This window comes from Paenibacillus sp. 32352, assembly GCF_002042965.1.
GTDB classification, from domain to species: domain Bacteria; phylum Bacillota; class Bacilli; order Paenibacillales; family NBRC-103111; genus Paenibacillus_S; species Paenibacillus_S vulneris.
The window spans coordinates 64,072-80,250 of sequence record NZ_MZNT01000021.1; the positions used below are offsets into that span (position 1 = coordinate 64,072).

At 43.8% G+C, this 16,179-nt stretch carries 13 protein-coding genes; 1 reads left to right on the forward strand and 12 read right to left on the reverse strand.

Features of this window, described 5'->3' with window-relative positions:
* Position 1 precedes the first annotated feature (1 nt).
* Together B1728_RS33635 and B1728_RS33640 are read right to left on the reverse strand one after the other, a co-directional pair.
* Entirely contained in the window at positions 2–205 is a 204-nt protein-coding gene (locus B1728_RS33635; RefSeq protein ID WP_079914803.1) for a hypothetical protein, read from the reverse strand.
* Complete coding sequence (locus B1728_RS33640; protein WP_179136306.1) at positions 171–1,037, reverse strand: TnsA endonuclease N-terminal domain-containing protein; 867 nt, start codon at positions 1,035–1,037, stop codon at positions 171–173. Before B1728_RS33640 ends, B1728_RS33635 begins: the two co-directional genes overlap by 35 nt.
* A gap of 218 nt (positions 1,038–1,255) precedes the next feature.
* Here B1728_RS33640 and B1728_RS33645 point away from each other — a divergent pair, with 218 nt between their 5' ends.
* A complete protein-coding gene (locus B1728_RS33645) occupies positions 1,256–1,735 on the forward strand; it encodes a helix-turn-helix domain-containing protein (RefSeq protein WP_079914805.1) in 480 nt (159 codons plus the stop codon).
* A gap of 323 nt (positions 1,736–2,058) precedes the next feature.
* On the opposite strand, the gene B1728_RS33655 is transcribed toward B1728_RS33645, so the two are convergent.
* The 10 genes from B1728_RS33655 to drmB form a co-directional block, all read right to left on the reverse strand.
* Positions 2,059–2,415 carry a hypothetical protein gene (locus B1728_RS33655; protein WP_079914807.1) on the reverse strand — a complete coding sequence of 119 codons (357 nt, stop codon included), beginning with the start codon at positions 2,413–2,415 and terminating at the stop codon, positions 2,059–2,061.
* 509 nt (positions 2,416–2,924) lie between these two features.
* Positions 2,925–3,128, reverse strand: a complete 204-nt coding sequence (locus tag B1728_RS33665) for a hypothetical protein (protein WP_079914809.1) — start codon at positions 3,126–3,128, stop codon at positions 2,925–2,927.
* 329 nt (positions 3,129–3,457) lie between these two features.
* Positions 3,458–4,798, reverse strand: a complete 1,341-nt coding sequence (locus tag B1728_RS33670) for a serine/threonine protein kinase (protein WP_179136307.1) — start codon at positions 4,796–4,798, stop codon at positions 3,458–3,460.
* A 541-nt stretch (positions 4,799–5,339) separates the two neighbouring features.
* Positions 5,340–6,608, reverse strand: a complete 1,269-nt coding sequence (locus B1728_RS33675; protein ID WP_079914811.1) for a DNA cytosine methyltransferase — start codon at positions 6,606–6,608, stop codon at positions 5,340–5,342.
* A 74-nt stretch (positions 6,609–6,682) separates the two neighbouring features.
* A complete protein-coding gene (locus tag B1728_RS33680; RefSeq protein WP_079914812.1) occupies positions 6,683–8,425 on the reverse strand; it encodes an AIPR family protein in 1,743 nt (580 codons plus the stop codon).
* 13 nt (positions 8,426–8,438) lie between these two features.
* Complete coding sequence (locus B1728_RS33685) at positions 8,439–8,861, reverse strand: very short patch repair endonuclease (protein ID WP_079914813.1); 423 nt, start codon at positions 8,859–8,861, stop codon at positions 8,439–8,441.
* Positions 8,862–8,883: 22 nt separating this feature from the next.
* Entirely contained in the window at positions 8,884–11,556 is a 2,673-nt protein-coding gene (locus B1728_RS33690) for a sigma-70 family RNA polymerase sigma factor (protein ID WP_079914814.1), read from the reverse strand.
* A gap of 22 nt (positions 11,557–11,578) precedes the next feature.
* Positions 11,579–13,633, reverse strand: a complete 2,055-nt coding sequence (locus tag B1728_RS33695; protein WP_079914815.1) for a 3'-5' exonuclease — start codon at positions 13,631–13,633, stop codon at positions 11,579–11,581.
* On the reverse strand, positions 13,630–14,424 hold the full coding sequence (locus B1728_RS33700) for a phospholipase D-like domain-containing protein (protein ID WP_079914816.1): 795 nt from the start codon (positions 14,422–14,424) through the stop codon (positions 13,630–13,632). The genes B1728_RS33695 and B1728_RS33700 overlap by 4 nt, the downstream gene beginning before the upstream one ends.
* Positions 14,421–16,175 (reverse strand): DUF1998 domain-containing protein, encoded by a 1,755-nt coding sequence (gene drmB / locus B1728_RS33705; RefSeq protein ID WP_079914817.1) that lies wholly within the window; start codon positions 16,173–16,175, stop codon positions 14,421–14,423. Before drmB ends, B1728_RS33700 begins: the two co-directional genes overlap by 4 nt.
* Positions 16,176–16,179: the final 4 nt, after the last annotated feature.

A 16,179-nucleotide genomic window follows, 5' to 3' on the forward strand; every position in this document is an offset into this window, starting at 1 on the left:
TTTATTCTCCTCCAATTTCAATAATGGTTAGGATAGGTCTTGTAATTACATTAGGATTGGCCGAGTTAATTACGCATATATCAGCTATTGTTTGATCTATTTTGATCGCTTGAATCGTCTGGCTTTCCTTTATTAATTTGGACTCTAAAACAGACTTTAATGTAGCCTCGTTATCTTCTAGAGATGCTAATACGATTATTTTCATGGCCAGCCCTCCAGTTTTGAAAATGATTCACTCGTACTTCTAATCGTTTTTGTGTAGGAAGAATTCGACGACTCATATCAACTTCCCACAAGCGATTAGCGATCAGATATCGGACAACATTCATGCTGGTCCCCATTGGTAATTCCATCTTTGCATCAAGGTCCAAGGTGATTTTGGCTAAGGGCTTGTCTATATTAACAATCGATTCGTATAGTACAGGCTCCAACTTATAAACCAGTTCATTATTTAGATACGCCATCTCATCCAAAATTTTGGCCGAATGCAACCATTCCACGTTTTTAACCAGATCATAATTGATTTGATTTTCAGTAATCAGCCGCCATTCAATATCCAGATCTTTGAAGTAGTACTTTTCTATTTGAAGCTTGTCTAATACCCTTCGATTTAACTTTGCCGATGGCTTTATGGAATGAGCTATAAACCTAAGTTCTCCACCTGACCTTACGGTCAATAACATGTCTGTGGTCATTACAATGGGATGCTTGGTCTTCGGATCAATTGGATGTCTGATGCCCAGCTTTTGTGCAATGAACAGTGTTTTTTCTAAAGGCAACAAAGGATATTGCTCCCTAATATCAACAACGTCCATGGCCCACTCCATTTGATAATGATGAGCTAATTCAAAATGCTCCGACAAATAATGGTGTAATCGTCCACTCTTCCAACCCCGAACTCTCGTTACAACCCCATGGGATGGAACATCATGAATGGTTAACCAAGGCTTATATTCCGCAAAATGCCCCATACCACGCCCTTCCTTAATCCACCTTTCAATTGTTGCTGCTGTAGTGCGCCGACGTCTTTTCGACATGAATAACTCCTCCATCAATTTATAGATTTTTTATTTACAATAGAAGTGCATAAAAACGATATATAATTGACTTTGATAATAAGCGATATTTACTCAACTTGTCAACGACTTTAGTCGAGTAATTTACAACTTCAACGTGATATGTTACCATTAAGTAAAGTGTTCACTTTACTGTTCAGTTTTGTATTCAGATAAGCAGATTATGGGTAGGGGGATTTATGTTAATATTAGGAGAAAGAATTAAAACCTCGCGTATATCTAGAGGGTGGACTCAAGAAGAACTCGCCGGGAAGATCGACACAACGAAACACGTTATTTCTAATTGGGAACGCAACAAAGGTAATCCAGACCCAGAGCAAATTACCGCATTAGCTAATGCCTTTGAGGTTTCGGCAGACTACTTGCTTGGGTTAACCAATTTTCCCGAACCACATTTTCGGGACCCATTCGGGCAAATCTCCTTGATACCTGCAATTGACTATTCTTTTGTGAAAGGATCGACATGGGATCTTCTTAAATTGTTAAGTTCCGGTATTGCACTAACCGTAGATGGCAATGAAATTACCCCTAAAGACAAGAAACTGATCGCCACCATTATTGAAGCCATTCTTACCAGAAGCAACGAAGATGCTTGTGAGGTTATAGAAGAACCGCTTAATTCTCTGGCCAATATGGATCAAGATTCTCTGCTGTTATAAGGTGATGCCAGCCCATCACCATTCTTCTGTTAGGTCTAGGACCCTTTTGCATATATCACATTGCACCTCGATGATTAACCCCAGTCCAGTGGGAACGAAGGTATAAGCGAATTTAGCGCCTGTAACGTCAACGGGTTTACATGAATCCCAATCTTGTATTTTCTGAAGCATCTCTTCTGTAATCTTAAAAATCATCGTTCCATCTCCATTCTCATGTTTCATTTTCATCTAATGACGGCCATCGTAGGAACAGGGTTATTCGATAGAACTAATGTAGAAAGAACACAGCGAATAGGGGGAGGCATGATATGTTGAACCTCCCTCTATACAGAGATGCCTTCCAGTTGTTCAATCCTACTCTCTAAGCGCTTCATATAGGTCAACATGGCGTCAAGAGTACATGGAGTCACAAACCCGGGCACGCCGTTCCTCTCGATGTTAATCCTACTAGTGAATTCCTTGCTTCTTCTTGGCTCTACCGGTCCCCATCTATGTTTTTTGTACCTCAGGATTTTCTCCAGGCAGATTGTCCAAACCTCTAATGTCTTCTGAAGCATCATAAGTTTGTAGTAATGATCCGGGTTGTTTGTGAATGGATAATCATAGTACTTTTTTTCTCTTGCGATGCTCAGCTTGTAAACGTTGATGATTTGTTCGACATCTTCAATTAATTCTTCCATCTTCCCACCTTTGCTTATCTCGGTTTATGTTATACGCATCGTTATTTTGCATTTTTCGCAATGCTTTAAGTTTATGAATGCTCTGAAAGTAAAGCTGAAGTTTAACGTCCGAATGCGTCCTAGTATCATATATTCGATTGCACTTTTCCAAGTCGCCATTATCTTCAACTATGTAAATTGCTGACAATTCCTTGTGGAGGGTATATACAATCCTTACCCGCCACTCTTTCTCAAAGGCAGCCTTTTCGAACCACTGATCTCTGATTGCTCTTGGGCACGTAAATCTGGCACCCTTGAAAATAATGCCTCGTGCCGTCACTTTCGCACATCCATTTCTCAGTAAATGTTTATTCATTCCCATAGAACAACTCCTTCATAGATTCTTCTATCACCATCATATCCCTTGTACTATATTTTATACGTATATCGTATTTTAGATATTTTGTGATAGGCCTTCCCCCACTAATCTTAAAATATATACCTTTGATGCAAACTGCGCAGACAACTTCCTAAAGCTCATCATCATCCTTCATGAATCCATCTATCTTTCTGCCCATTAAGTAAATCGCTAACATTAACGTACCGATTCCGATCGCCTCAATTGCTTTTATCCAATCCTCCTGAATACTAATCATCCCTACACCAAAACCAAATAACATAACAATAGTGACTCTTATTAAAATATCCTCAAGCTTCCCTGCCCCTTGCTTCATTAAAGCCACACTCCTGCTTCGTTTTGTTTGATCAGGTACTAGCCCAAACCCATTTCATATCAGTGTTGCCAAAAACAATGCCGGCTAACTGTTAAAATTGATTTATCGAGATATGTTCAAAAATAAAAGCCCCAGCCGCAAGAATTCCTTGGCTGAAGCCGCTTGGTCATTCAACATTACAACACTAACTGAAGTTCCTTCCATTCCTCATCTGCAACATAGCGATACGACTGCAGGGCTACGAAATGTTCAAAAATCTCATCAGGTTGAACAGGGTTCTCATATCCACAGATAAGTTGTCCCCGAGCCGTGCCCCAACCAGCCCTCAGCTAGATGTACGCATCAATAAACGCAGCGTGTCTAATTTGACTCTTTTTGTCCTCCATGAATGATCGCATATTGTCACTATCTGAGTACTTGGTAAGCGCTCTTGCGATCTGGATGACCACACGATTGTTCTCATATCTGCCGGTCACGATTTGATTCAGACTCCCATGTGCCTCTCCAAATCCTCGTGTGTATGCGTAAGCCACCATGGAGGTTATTCGTCCTTTTAACTCATCAATAACAAATAATTTCATAAGAAACGAGCAAATCACCGTCATCGAGCGGAAACTCCAGCGGGTTTGATGTGTAATTTGTACAAGCTGCTCTTCGAAACGATCCAGAAAGAGCTCCACATTTTCCGGTGCTGCGTAATCTCTAGCCCACACTAAAACAAGGTCCGACGGCAATTCCATCAGTGGAGAGAAGTAACTGGCAAACGTTAAATCGCCCTGATTTCCCCCGGTATAAAGCCGATTATTTTGAGTTAAGTAATCAGACATGTCCGCGACTTGTTCCAACGTCAAAGTTCTTCTGTTTGAAAACTCAGACCCGATTTCTTGAATGCTACTTCGGATTCGTTGCGGGTTACGAATGCGAAGGTATTGATCCAGCACTTTGATAACTTCCCCTACGTCCACTGGGCGTCGGCTCGGATTATGCTCCATCAGTTCGCGTATCACGTCCCCAAGACCAGTTTCGACACGCGTTCTTAACGGGTCTTTGCCGGTAACCATGTAGACCATGAGCGCTCCTACGGAGTATAGATCGGATTGAACGGAAGCGTTGCTCAAAGCCTCATATTGCTCCGGTGAGATGAACGACGAGTGTCCAAGATGAGTGTGTATCGATCTCGTTAACGACTTGGACATTCGATTATAGTCGCGGCCTAGTCCAAAATCGGCAACCCAAATGTCCGGCAGTGGAGCGTTCGGTTGGTGAAAAAGTAATATATTATGCGGCCCCAAGTCCCGGTGCAGAATATTTTTCTTATGTGCCGCTTGTAGCCCGACCAGAATTTGCTTTGCAAACTTGATCGTAACTTCTTCATCAAGCGTACCGTTATGGGTCACAAAATCGAATAAGTTCATCGTCGCCCTCGGCATCATGTACCACGGACACTTCGCCTCAACGTCGTAATCGGAGATCGGAATAATGTTTGGACTTCCCTTGAGCTCATTTAAGATCACGATTTCGCGTTGCATTCGGCGTCGGTCTTCCCGACTTTTCAATTCCGGATCGAGTGCCTTAATGACCACATCTGGCATCCCTTCGATCTCATATATGACGCCAAACGATCCCCCGTTCATACGCCGCCCTTTATATCGTTCGTGCCATTCCATCATTCTTGCACCTCTGTCTTCTATTGATAGCTTTATTTTATACATATATTTTGAATAAACCACTCAACATAAAGCGTCTGAGAATTTCGTTTCAGACGCGCACAATCCAAGGAAGGATGATGTGATCAATGGACAAATTTGATATAATGCAAACATTGCCGCGTATTCCACAACTTTATTAGTTTAATACTTTGTTTTCAGTCTACTACTTATTTTCTCAGTACATTACCAATATAAAAAGCCCTAGCAGAAATTTTTACTCCGAGAAGCATTCAAGTGTTTAAAGCAAGAATCTTTTGGAGAAAATAAGAGTAGTTTGGAATAGGGATCCAGGCTTCCTGCCGGCAGATGCAACCCATAGTCTTGGGGTTGGGTAGGTATTTTCAATTTACCTAAAAGTAACCGCCACCGTTATGAGGGAGGCGGTTGCTTTTTTGTGGAGATGAAAATAAGTAGCTATTTCATAGAAATATAGCAAACTGCCAACACCCATTCGGGACCTTCGAAAAGATCGCCTATGCAGAGCACAAAAAAACAACTGACCCTATAAACTGAAGGTCAATTGTTTTTCAAGTTCCTCATTTATCATTAATTTAATCATTTTTGCGATCTGCTCTGCCATGATCGGTGGAACAGCATTACCGATTTGCGTAAAAATAGAGGTTCTTGGGCCCTCGAAGAAAAAGTTATCGGGAAACGACTGTAGCCTTGCGGCTTCTCTAACTGATAAGGATCTCTTCTGGGTTTTGTCAGGATGAATATAATAGTGACCGTCCTTGGCGATATGTGCGACTACCGTATGAGAATACGGAAGGTCACCACTAACAACTTTGAAGCGATCCAGAAACGAACTCAGATTATTGTGGGTTCGAAGGTCTTCAGGCAAATCCGTATACTTCAAACGCTGCCTTTTATTGTTCCACAAATCGATAGCAATTTCGTAAATGCTCCTATCATTCTCATTGTGTATTCTTGCTACATGTTGTGTAAGGATATCCCCTTCATTTCTGATTCCAAAACTACTTAAATATTTGCTCGGTTCTCCAGTGTAAAAGTAATTTTTTTCTGTCCCTGGTTGCAAAGGAGGCAAATCCTTCAGCAAATCCCAGACCGAATATTCATGGCTTATTTTTTTAAACTCCGGATACTCGTAATCCAGTTCCTTTCTCCAACCGATTAAAATAACACGTTTCCTTTGTTGCAGGACTCCAAAATCAGCTGCATTCAGAGTTTTTGCAGCAATATTATATCCGGCTTCTTTCATAATTGCTTGGATATCTTCAAACAACTTTCCTTTTGCCGCGTTCAATATGCCCGGTACGTTTTCAAAAACAAATACTCTTGGCTTATATCTGTCCAAAAATTTGACGTACTGCCTATACAAATAATTACGAGGATCTTTTTCTTTCCCGTATGGGTCCCTAGCTCTTCCTACCAAAGAATATGCCTGACACGGGGGGCCTCCAATCAAGACATCAACCGACTTTTTCTGACTAGTCATTACCATCAGACTTTGGTCTATTTCATTGAATATATAGTCTATGGATTCATCGGAAATCTCCATATTGATAACAGCATCAGTCTGACTACCCGGAACATGACCATAGAGATCATCTCGAGAAATCTTTCCAAACAAGTAATCCTTGTAAACTGCCAGATTGTCTTTATTCTTGAGGTAGTGGTAAGCAGCTCTTGTTTTTAATGTGAGCGCGGCGTACTTGTCCATTTCAATATGGGCAATAGGCTTGAAGCCTTGTCGTATGAATCCTTCCGAAAGCCCTCCTGCTCCTGCAAATAGATCGATAAAATACATGGCAACTGCTCCTAAAAAACGACGTTATTATAAATTATATCAAAGGGGGATATACCCATAAAGTCATTCACGGCTTACAGTTCGAGAAAAGTTTCGATATCCATGTCCCGAAAACTAGTCCAGCACTCTTCTTTTTTACACCACTCTGTCGGATTTTCACCATTTCGCGGATTGGATATATGAGAAAACGCTGCTTTGATTACAATCTTTATGGTTTCGATCATTGATGCGGGAACAGTCTGAGCTCTCCAGATCTCTTCGAGGTCAATCCTTTTTTGCGTTTTGTATGAAAGCCACGCCATGGTATATGTAACAATGTTCGCACGAAATTGGGTTTTAACCATTCCGTTAATCGTATTGAAAATAATCGCTTTAGCTATGGTTTCATAGTAATACTTGCTATCCATTTGTTCGACATCAAGTTTTTCCAGAGTTTTTGAAAACTCTGCAAAGTTTTTTTGGTTGCCTCGACTGACGATGTGTGGTAACTGCTCCCACGAATTAATGTATTTCGCCAAATCGGTTTTGGTAAATACCTGGGGCTTGGGATTATCTTCTTCAAATTGCCTTTTCTTTGCCTTCGTTTCTTGCTTGTTTTTCAAGTCCAGATATTGTCCTCTTGCTCGTTCATAGAACCATTTTGTTTGTCGATGACTTCCCGCCTTTGCAGGTGCCCAGATATTTCGCGAAAAATGCTCCATTTTTCGGTGATAGGGGCTGTTGGAATAGAAATCCGCCGTCTGGATTTTGTTCTGGCTATTTGCGCAATATGAGATGATAGGAACCATTTCGTCCATTTTTTCGGCATCTTTAATTACCGTCAATTTCATCTGTACATGAATCTTCGAAACATCAGCTTCCTTTTCATTCTTGGATGCATAATAAATGGCAGCCGTAGTCTGTCCTCCATTTACAATCTGCAAATCCTTTATGGACTTGATGGCCGGCAAACCGTTGCCATTGCCTTGAGTGAATTCCACTTGTTCCGCGGTTGCTGCGATTCCGTTGTTGTAGGCCAAAAACATATGTGGTTCATTCAGAATGGTTTTTCTGATATCTTTGTTGACCCCCCTGAATTGCAAAAAGGATCTTACATTTCGTTCTATCAGTCTTTCTCCGTATTCCTCATAAATTTGAGCCAGCAGTTTACCTGGCATGAACGCGAGGTAAGATTCATAATCTTCGTTCGGGTCGGGCATGGGCAAACAGGGAAGTTCCAATCCGTACTTCTGTTTCAAGTCCAAAAAGACAGGTTCCTTCAACTTTCCGGAGCTTGTCATTCTGAACAACCGTTCCAAATCCCACACATGAAATTCCACAGGTATGTCTTCGACATTGGTAGTTTCCAAATCGATTGTTTTGGTGATGCCGTCGGTGAAGAAAAATACCCGAACAAATGCAATCCTGTCCTTGTTCTCATATATCAATTTAGCAATATCATGAACTTCGGAGTAATTCACTAGCGAAAAATGAAGGCCAGCCAAACTTTTTCGAAAAAATCCGAGAGCTCTCTTTACAACAGGTTCCCATTCATTTTTGTGTATGGATATCGGCGGGATAATACGGGTATGCAGACTGACGAACAGGTCAAAGGCAAACCTTTCCTCATTTTCGTGAATGGCATAACCGTTCAACTGTATTCCGGGTCTCTTGAATTGCCCGATTACCTCGTAACTTGTCAATTCACCGGACTCCTGCAAATAACCGCACATGGCATCGGTAAATGACTCAATACTTTTGTTTTCATTTTTTGCCGCGGCAATTCCCTCGATGTGTTGCTTGAAAGATTCCGCAAAATCCTGCAGCGCTTTGTTCATAGAACCCACTCTCTCAAGGGCGTTTCGCCTTGAATTCCTCAATAAATTTTACTATTAGATCCATTGTACCACGAAAATTATTTTTCAGGTCATGTTCCCAAATACGAAGTATGTTCCATTTGCGACTCTGGTAATGGACTGTGACATCCAGGTCGCGTTCCATATTCCGTTCCAGTTTTTGTTGCCAAAATTCCCGATTTGTTTTTGGAATATTTGCATGCAACGGACATCCATGCCAGAAGCAGGAATCAATGAAGATGACCAATTTGTATTTCTTTATGCTGAAATCGGGTTTTCCGAACAACGACTTGTCATTTCTTCGATAACGCACACCCGCATGCCATATTTCTTGCGATACCCGGTCTTCCAATCTTGATACAGATCGAATGTTGCTCATCATCCTGCTTCTTTGTTCTTTGGATACGATGTCGCTCATTTCCGATCTCCTTCCCAACAAACTAGACGGAATCCGGGAAAAGATATTCATGCAATCGATTCTTTCGTGCATGCCCCAACAGCTTTTCGAGCGCTTTTTTTTCGATTTGTCTTACCCACTCTCTGGTGCAACTCAACTGAATGGAGATCTCTTCCAAAGTTTGTTCCGGCTGATTGTTCAAACCGAAACGTTTTTCAACGACATATCTTTCCTTTACGTTCAATAACATAAGAATTCTGCCGAGTCTTGCTTTCAAATCCTTGCGAAAAACACTACACTCGACAGTTGTGGGAGCCCAAAACAATTCGCAATCTTCTTCATCTATATCACAGATAGTTTCAAGCTGTTCCAGCAATTGGTCGTCGGTTAAATCCGGATCGGAGTGGTATGATTTTAGCGTCTGCTCGTCCAACCATTCCAAATGAAGCCAAGACGGCTCGTATTCGTCGGCCCTACTTTCGGATAAAAATGCCCAATATTGTTCGAAAGAAATGTAATCGACATTTTTCCATCTTGCAAATATCTTCATTTGCTGGCTTTTACGGTCCTTTTTCGGAAAATCGCTCGCAGTGCCGGCCTGTTGCAGTTCCTTGTGTTCTTCTTCCTCGAATCCCCTGATTTGTTCCCAGAGATGGATCGGAAATCGTACCAATGTCCTGCCGTCCAGATGCTTTCTGAGCATCCGGCTGAGGATGTGCGTCTTTGCGTAATGGCCGAATGGGACTCCTTCTTCAACGGAATAAAGCTTCAATGCCCTTTCCAGTCCCTGATAACCCTCCTGAACCAAATCCATTCTTTCCACACTGTATGTTCCTCGGTTTGCAGCCATTTTGCAAATCAGTTTGGAGTAAGCTTTCACCAATATTTCTGCCAATTCGCGCTCGGACAAAGCCATTGCCTTAGCCTTCTCGTACCGGAGGCTCTTTTGCATGAAAGCCCATTTGCTGAACGTTTCCCAATGGTCGGTCATGCGAGCGGGCTGCCTGTTTTCCTTTCTCCGTTTGATGGCATTCGTCGTTTCCGTTGCCTTCAAATCGGTCCCGATTGTCCCTTCTTCCGCTTCGATGTCTTTTTGGTTTCCGGTTTCGTCAACAAAATAACGGGACAGTTTCGAACTGTCCAGATACCAATAACCTTTTCTGTTTGGTACCGGGACAAAACAGGGATTCCGGGACAAAAGTTGAGAAATTGTATTTCGGTTGGCCGAACGAATGGCATTCACTTCTTCAAACAGCCTGACCCAATGCATTCCCGAAGGATGGCTTGCAAGCACTTCACACATCAATACAAAAAATGATTTATTAACAGTTCTGCTCTCTTCCACGAGCAATCCGATATCCAGATATCTGGCTTGTTCTGAAGCAAAGACACTGTTGATCCCGCCGATCACCACTTCAATCGTACGGGAATCGGAATGCATATGCATGTTCAATTCCCGCCCGGCTTCGAGCTCATGATCGAAGTAAAAATCCATGACTCCGCCACCGTAAAAAAAGCATCCCGCTTTTTCCCGTTTCCACGACCACATGTATTCAATACGGTTGCACACAATACGCAACCTGCCATTCTCCCCCGTGAAAAAATCATCCCAATCGCAAGGGATCCGAAGGTATCCCTTGACTCTCTCATAATAGCTCAAACATCGCATTACTCTCCGCGGTTTGGAAGGAGTCCTTCCAGTCCCCGCCGTCTGCTTTGTGTAAGAAGAGACATTACTGCAATAATCGGTCTCCGCTGTTCCGTCTTCCGAAGGAACGATATTCACGACCGGGCTGCTTTTATACACGGCATACTTCCAAGACTGCGGCGTCATCAATTCCGGAATATCCTTCTCGTTCCCAACAAAACGCCAAGCACCATTTTCCTCTTGACGGTACCCCTCCATGGTTTCCAAAAACTCGTCTATTGCTTTGCAATAAACTGCGAACATGTTGTGATAAGCCTTTGCTCCCAAAATATTCGTCGCGATGTCTCTGGCGTCAGCATGGTCGACACGATTCAAATACTTGCAAATCAAGAGGCTTGACCGCGCAACCTCTTCCTTGATTTCGGTCGGTACTTCTGTTTCCGGTCCTTCCGACCTTTCTTCAAGTAAATCGATCAGTACATGCTCTCCGGCCATCCGAAATCTGGGATCGATTTCGGGAGCAAATATCGTTTTATCCCACCGGAGGTTGTAATCGTTCAACAGCAGGTCGGGGATTTCGGCTAGCAACAGTGCAGACAACTTGTTGCGCTGCATGTAATCATGAACCAAATCGTTCGCCAGTTCCCATTCCGACAGCATCCAATAATCTTCACCGTTGAATTGGACACTCGAAAATCTGATATCGGAAACCAACTGCCCGAACAGTTCCCCCGTGTCCTTCCACTTTATTCTTTTTGACAGATGTGTCACTGTAAAAAGCCGATACTGGTTTACCATGTACCGATAAATATCATCGAGACCGGATTGTTCCCGATGTTTGATAGTCCACAAGCCGGTAGCAGTATCTTCCTCAAAGTGAGACAACTTTGCTTGGAGAGCCAGATTGGTCAAATGTTCGGCATCCTCGAATGTGATGCGATTCCAGTGATTGGCCAAATATCGTACGATCTCGTATTGAGACAAGGATTTGGTCGGGCTCTGGTGTAATGCCCGCTTGATCATGCTGATATTGCTGAATACGGGTCCCGATTTCAGATGGACTGTCATTTTAATCACCGCAACCGATGCTTTATTTTCCGGTGTACCAGTACTGTTCGTGCAACTCCCCGACCAGTGGAGATGGGGAATTCTCAGGGTACAGCACCATCAACCCTCTCATCGCTCTCGTCATGCCCACGTACAAAGTTCTGCGGGCAACTTTCATGATTTCCGCAATTTCTTCCGGATCCTCCGAATCAGGTAAGTACGGAAAAGCCTGTTTCTCCAATCCGGCAATACATACAATCGGAAACTCGAGCCCCTTGGAGGACGAGAGAGTCAACACTTTCACTTCGTCGCTTTGAAGATCCAGTTGATTTCCACTCATGAATTTGCAAGGAAAACCCGATCTGGTTACTCTCTCTGCTATGTCTATTCCGATCTTCGAAGAAGGTACCAGAACGGCCGCGGAGGATGTCTTCAACCTCAAATGGCGGCTCATTTGCTTAATGAATTTCACAATAAGCGTAATTTGTTCTTCTTCGGTTTCGTGGGAGAGAAGCAACGGTTGCGGCCCACTTTGGCTTGAACGTAACATAAGGGATTCGGGATCCCCCTCTGTTGATAATTTCATGAAATGTGTCGCAGCTTCGGATATTTCACGCGTTGTTCTGTAGTTTCTTCGCAGAGTGATGGCTCTTCCACGAAACTGCAAACGATCATGAATTTCGTTCCACGAGAACCCCCTGTAGTAGATGGACTGGGAAGCATCGGCCGTTAAGTAGATCCCTTTTTCCGTTTGAGAAAGCTCGGCTAGCAAGGCGAGACTTGCCGGTGTGAGATCTTGGGCTTCGTCTATAATCACTGCATCGTATTTCGTCTGATATATCCCGGTTTTTGTAAATTCGAGAGCTACGGTTCGCAACCCTGAGATTGAGCATACTCCTTGCGATTCCAACGATTCCGTGAAAACTTGATAACATTCCCAAATTTCCTTCCTGGCAGGCCCGGTCAGGGGTATTCCTCTTCCCCTTCGGTTGGCAGCAAGATACTCGTCCACGCTCTTCAGATTTTGGCCCTCGATTACCCATTCAAACTCATCCAGTAAATAATCGGTACGCAGTTTGTTGACAATCGAGATTTTCCCTGCCGCTGTCAGCGAACGTAACAATATATCTCTTAGGACACTGCGATCGACAAGCTCTCTTTTTTTCCCGCCAGCAGCAGCTATGTCTCTTACAAGCTCATCCGCTGTTGCCACTCTCACTTGATGAATTCTGCCTTGCAGCAGTTGCTCCAAGAGTTGTTTCGAGAAACTGGCCAGAGCTTCAGAAAATGTGGCAAACAAAATTTTTGCGTCAGGTTTCCCCTGTTTTGCAAAATGCTCCAGCAACGAACGAACACGATACAATGCAATCGTGGATTTGCCCGTCCCCGGCCCTCCTTTTATCAGAGCAGGTCCTTGTAATGCCCAATCGACCAGTCGTTCCTGATCCGAATCCAAGCGTAGCAAAAATCCGAATAAATCGCCTTCCTTATAGCGTACGAGATCGTTTGTATCGAAAACGACAAAATCCGGCTGCTGCAATATTTCTTGGACGGGACGGGGAAACAGGTTGTCTATGATTCTCTCTACAAACTGATCCGGAACCGTCGACATCAGGAGATCATCTTCCGTCTTGCATGCTATCAACCGTTCATGAAACTCATCCGGTATCCTTAATTCGGTCAACCAGTCTTTCGTGATACACCGGGGCAATGGTTGTGGTGATGAAAGATGGTTTTTGGCGGTCCAATCATATTCGACACCGGCTGCCAATTCCTCGTCATCCGCAATTTCTGCGTCAATTCCCAACTCAGATGGCTCTTCATAGGCAACACTTTTCTGATAAGCATTCTTGCGCGGCCGAATACTCAATAGACGTATCCAGTTTCCTCCGAAGGAGTAAAACAGTCGAAAATCACCTATTCTCAATCGATAAACATTATCCCATTTGTTCAGCTTCTTTTTGAGCCTACCATCGGGTATCGGGTTTTGGGCCAGAAAATTGATTTTCTCCCAAACCTGATCTCCCATTTGTGAAGGAAGCGCATGCAGTTCCCTCAAAAAAGACGGCTTGATATTGATGTCCCTGTTCAGATTCATTCACAATCGCCCCCTTCAATCCGCTGTAGAATACCTGCTCGTTCGAGGGAGTTGAAATGATCGGCCATTCGATTTGCAATGCTTCCTTTGACCCGAATCCCCACTTCGATATTCGTACTCAATCCATGATGGGTCAAATTTGCGGATGTCACCAACAGATCTCTGCGATCCGCAAGAAGCAATTTTGCATGAAGACTGGCCATGGCATCTTCCGGATGGCCAGTCCATTTGAGCAGTATCGGCAGGCCGACATTCGATGGCCATATCTTTTTCAAAATCCGCTGATTCTTCCCGTCATCGTGCAAAGCAATTTTCAGATCGCATCCGCGTTTCTTTGCCGCAACAAGTTGCTCAAGCACCGCCGCGGGGAACGCTGTGGACGAAGTCAGGCTGTATCCCACGAGCAAAATACTTTTATGGGCTGAATACATCATTTCCAGCATGACTGAAAACGTATCCCTGACTTGACTTGATGAGGGCGGGTGGGGCCCAGTCCAAACCAATTCGATATCCGGAGTATGCCGAATTACTCGCTGTTTGGTTTTCAGCGCTGTACGAAGCCCGAACGCCACGCTTTCATTTGTCGCTGAACTTGACTGCCATGATTGTACCAAGTTGGCAAGTGACGGTGTCGGAATATGTTCACTTCCCATCATTTTGGTCCACTCGTAAACACTAGTGTTCAGATTCACCACGCCGGTCTCAAGCAGTTCAATCATCTTCAGGATCGTATTTTCCCGACATTCCTCTGTAATTTTTCCAAGAACAGTTGCCAATTGATCCATCTTCATTCAAAGTACGCCAGATCAGACTCGGATACGGTGGGAACCAAAAACGAACGATCCAGAAAACGATTGGATCTTTCGCAGGATGTTTCCGCGGCCAATTGGCATGCGTGGCATGCTGCGCCATTGAGATCACCAACTGCATCTGGTTTGTGCTCGGAACAAAGAGGATCTCCCGAGCAGAATCGTGCATCTTCCAGCGCATGAAACAGAATCTCTTCGAACTTTTCGGTTTTCCCCAATTCAACAAGTCCTCCCAGACTCCCTTCGGAATCGGGAGTTGCTGTATAAATTAGAATCCCGGCCATCTTTTGTCCCTCTTCATTTCGGGAATAAATCCTTTCTCTCAACGATGTCGAAGAATACCCGGAACTGAGACACAATTGTCGCATTAATGCATGCGACAGGGTATGAAGCAATACATAACGTGCACCAGGAAACCGAGGTTCGCCTTCAAGATTTCGATCCGTGCAATATTTGATGAATTCCTGTTTCATCGGAACGATGGCAGTCTCGACTTTTTGTTCCCACTTGCTCAACTCATCCTCTTTCAAAGTGATGAAGATGCCTTCTCCGCGCGTAACAAGTCCCGGTCGCCATGAGAGTCTTTTTTCGCTCAAAGAAGCTTTGAAAGACTCCTTTACAGTTTCGTCTTCTTCACCCATCGAGGTCATGTCAGGCAATGGCTCAATTCTGCTAAAGCCGTCCAATACCCGAACTTCCGTCAATCTCCGCACCATGATCAAATTGGAAATTTTATCAGCAAATCGATCCGGTACCTGCTGCTCCTCCGTTTCGAATTCGAACTCGGAATGCTCGTCCGTACCGCGATGAAGGGCTTCCCACTCGGGGAACAGCAGATCCTGCTCCTCCCCGTCTCCCAAGTTGCGTTGATGCAAAATCGCTTTCCAAAGCTCTTCCAAATCGAAATCTTTGAATGATGGAAAAACATCGTCATCTATATACATCTTCAATTTTTCCTTCGTGTCCATTTTCCCCAGTCGTTCCATTTCTTCGGCAATAGCTTGATGAACGGGATTTGTATAGGGCGGTATGGATAAAGCGCTGGCCACTATTGGAAAATAGAGATTCGAAGCTCCCCTGAGCAGAGCTCTGGATTTTTCCGTACAGTCTTCCCTGCTGCCCCATGAGCCCATCCAATGCCTATGTCCCCTGCATGATGGCAGCCCGACTCCAGAAAAAGCATCTTCGAGCGTTCTCTTCTCCCCGCATTTTTTGCATTCCACTTCCACGTCTGCAATTGAACCTGTCACCCCTTTGTCATTAAGCGCCAGTTCCCCCTTGCAATCCAAATTCCCTTTTTTGGAATGGACATAAAAATTCCAAGGAAAATCTTCAATGTGTCCCTTTGAACAAGCAACAATGAAACGGGCGGGAAAAACCTTGGTATCTTCTTCACAATGACAGTATGCGATTTGGGTTTTGTCGTCTATATAAAAGTCACGGAAAGAAGCTAATTTCCTGCATTTGGGGCATACCAAGTATGTCGGGAAACGAAATGCGGGCAAAGTCCCTATATTGTTTTCCGTATCCCACTCCAACGCCGGCGGTGAATATATCTTGTTTATTTTCAGTTTTCTTTGCAGTCGGGGTTCCTTGATTGTTTCGCAATACTTTGTGTTCCAGTGATCCAAACTGGCTATGATTACCGAAAAATCAGGCAGATCCATGATTGCTCCGGGCCCGAATGTCGAGATCAACTGGCTGTTCCTCACTTCGCCCACTTTTTCGCGCATTGCT

Excerpts from the sequence above, each read along its gene's own strand:
- B1728_RS33635 (WP_079914803.1), bottom strand. The coding sequence starts at position 205 with ATGAAAATAATCGTATTAGCATCTCTAGAAGATAACGAGGCTACATTA.
- B1728_RS33640 (WP_179136306.1), bottom strand. The coding sequence starts at position 1,037 with ATGTCGAAAAGACGTCGGCGCACTACAGCAGCAACAATTGAAAGGTGG.
- B1728_RS33645 (WP_079914805.1), top strand. The coding sequence starts at position 1,256 with ATGTTAATATTAGGAGAAAGAATTAAAACCTCGCGTATATCTAGAGGG.
- B1728_RS33655 (WP_079914807.1), bottom strand. The coding sequence starts at position 2,415 with ATGGAAGAATTAATTGAAGATGTCGAACAAATCATCAACGTTTACAAG.
- B1728_RS33665 (WP_079914809.1), bottom strand. The coding sequence starts at position 3,128 with ATGAAGCAAGGGGCAGGGAAGCTTGAGGATATTTTAATAAGAGTCACT.
- B1728_RS33670 (WP_179136307.1), bottom strand. The coding sequence starts at position 4,798 with ATGATGGAATGGCACGAACGATATAAAGGGCGGCGTATGAACGGGGGA.
- B1728_RS33675 (WP_079914811.1), bottom strand. The coding sequence starts at position 6,608 with ATGTATTTTATCGATCTATTTGCAGGAGCAGGAGGGCTTTCGGAAGGA.
- B1728_RS33680 (WP_079914812.1), bottom strand. The coding sequence starts at position 8,425 with ATGAACAAAGCGCTGCAGGATTTTGCGGAATCTTTCAAGCAACACATC.
- B1728_RS33685 (WP_079914813.1), bottom strand. The coding sequence starts at position 8,861 with ATGAGCGACATCGTATCCAAAGAACAAAGAAGCAGGATGATGAGCAAC.
- B1728_RS33690 (WP_079914814.1), bottom strand. The coding sequence starts at position 11,556 with ATGACAGTCCATCTGAAATCGGGACCCGTATTCAGCAATATCAGCATG.
- B1728_RS33695 (WP_079914815.1), bottom strand. The coding sequence starts at position 13,633 with ATGAATCTGAACAGGGACATCAATATCAAGCCGTCTTTTTTGAGGGAA.
- B1728_RS33700 (WP_079914816.1), bottom strand. The coding sequence starts at position 14,424 with ATGAAGATGGATCAATTGGCAACTGTTCTTGGAAAAATTACAGAGGAA.
- drmB (WP_079914817.1), bottom strand. The coding sequence starts at position 16,175 with ATGCGCGAAAAAGTGGGCGAAGTGAGGAACAGCCAGTTGATCTCGACA.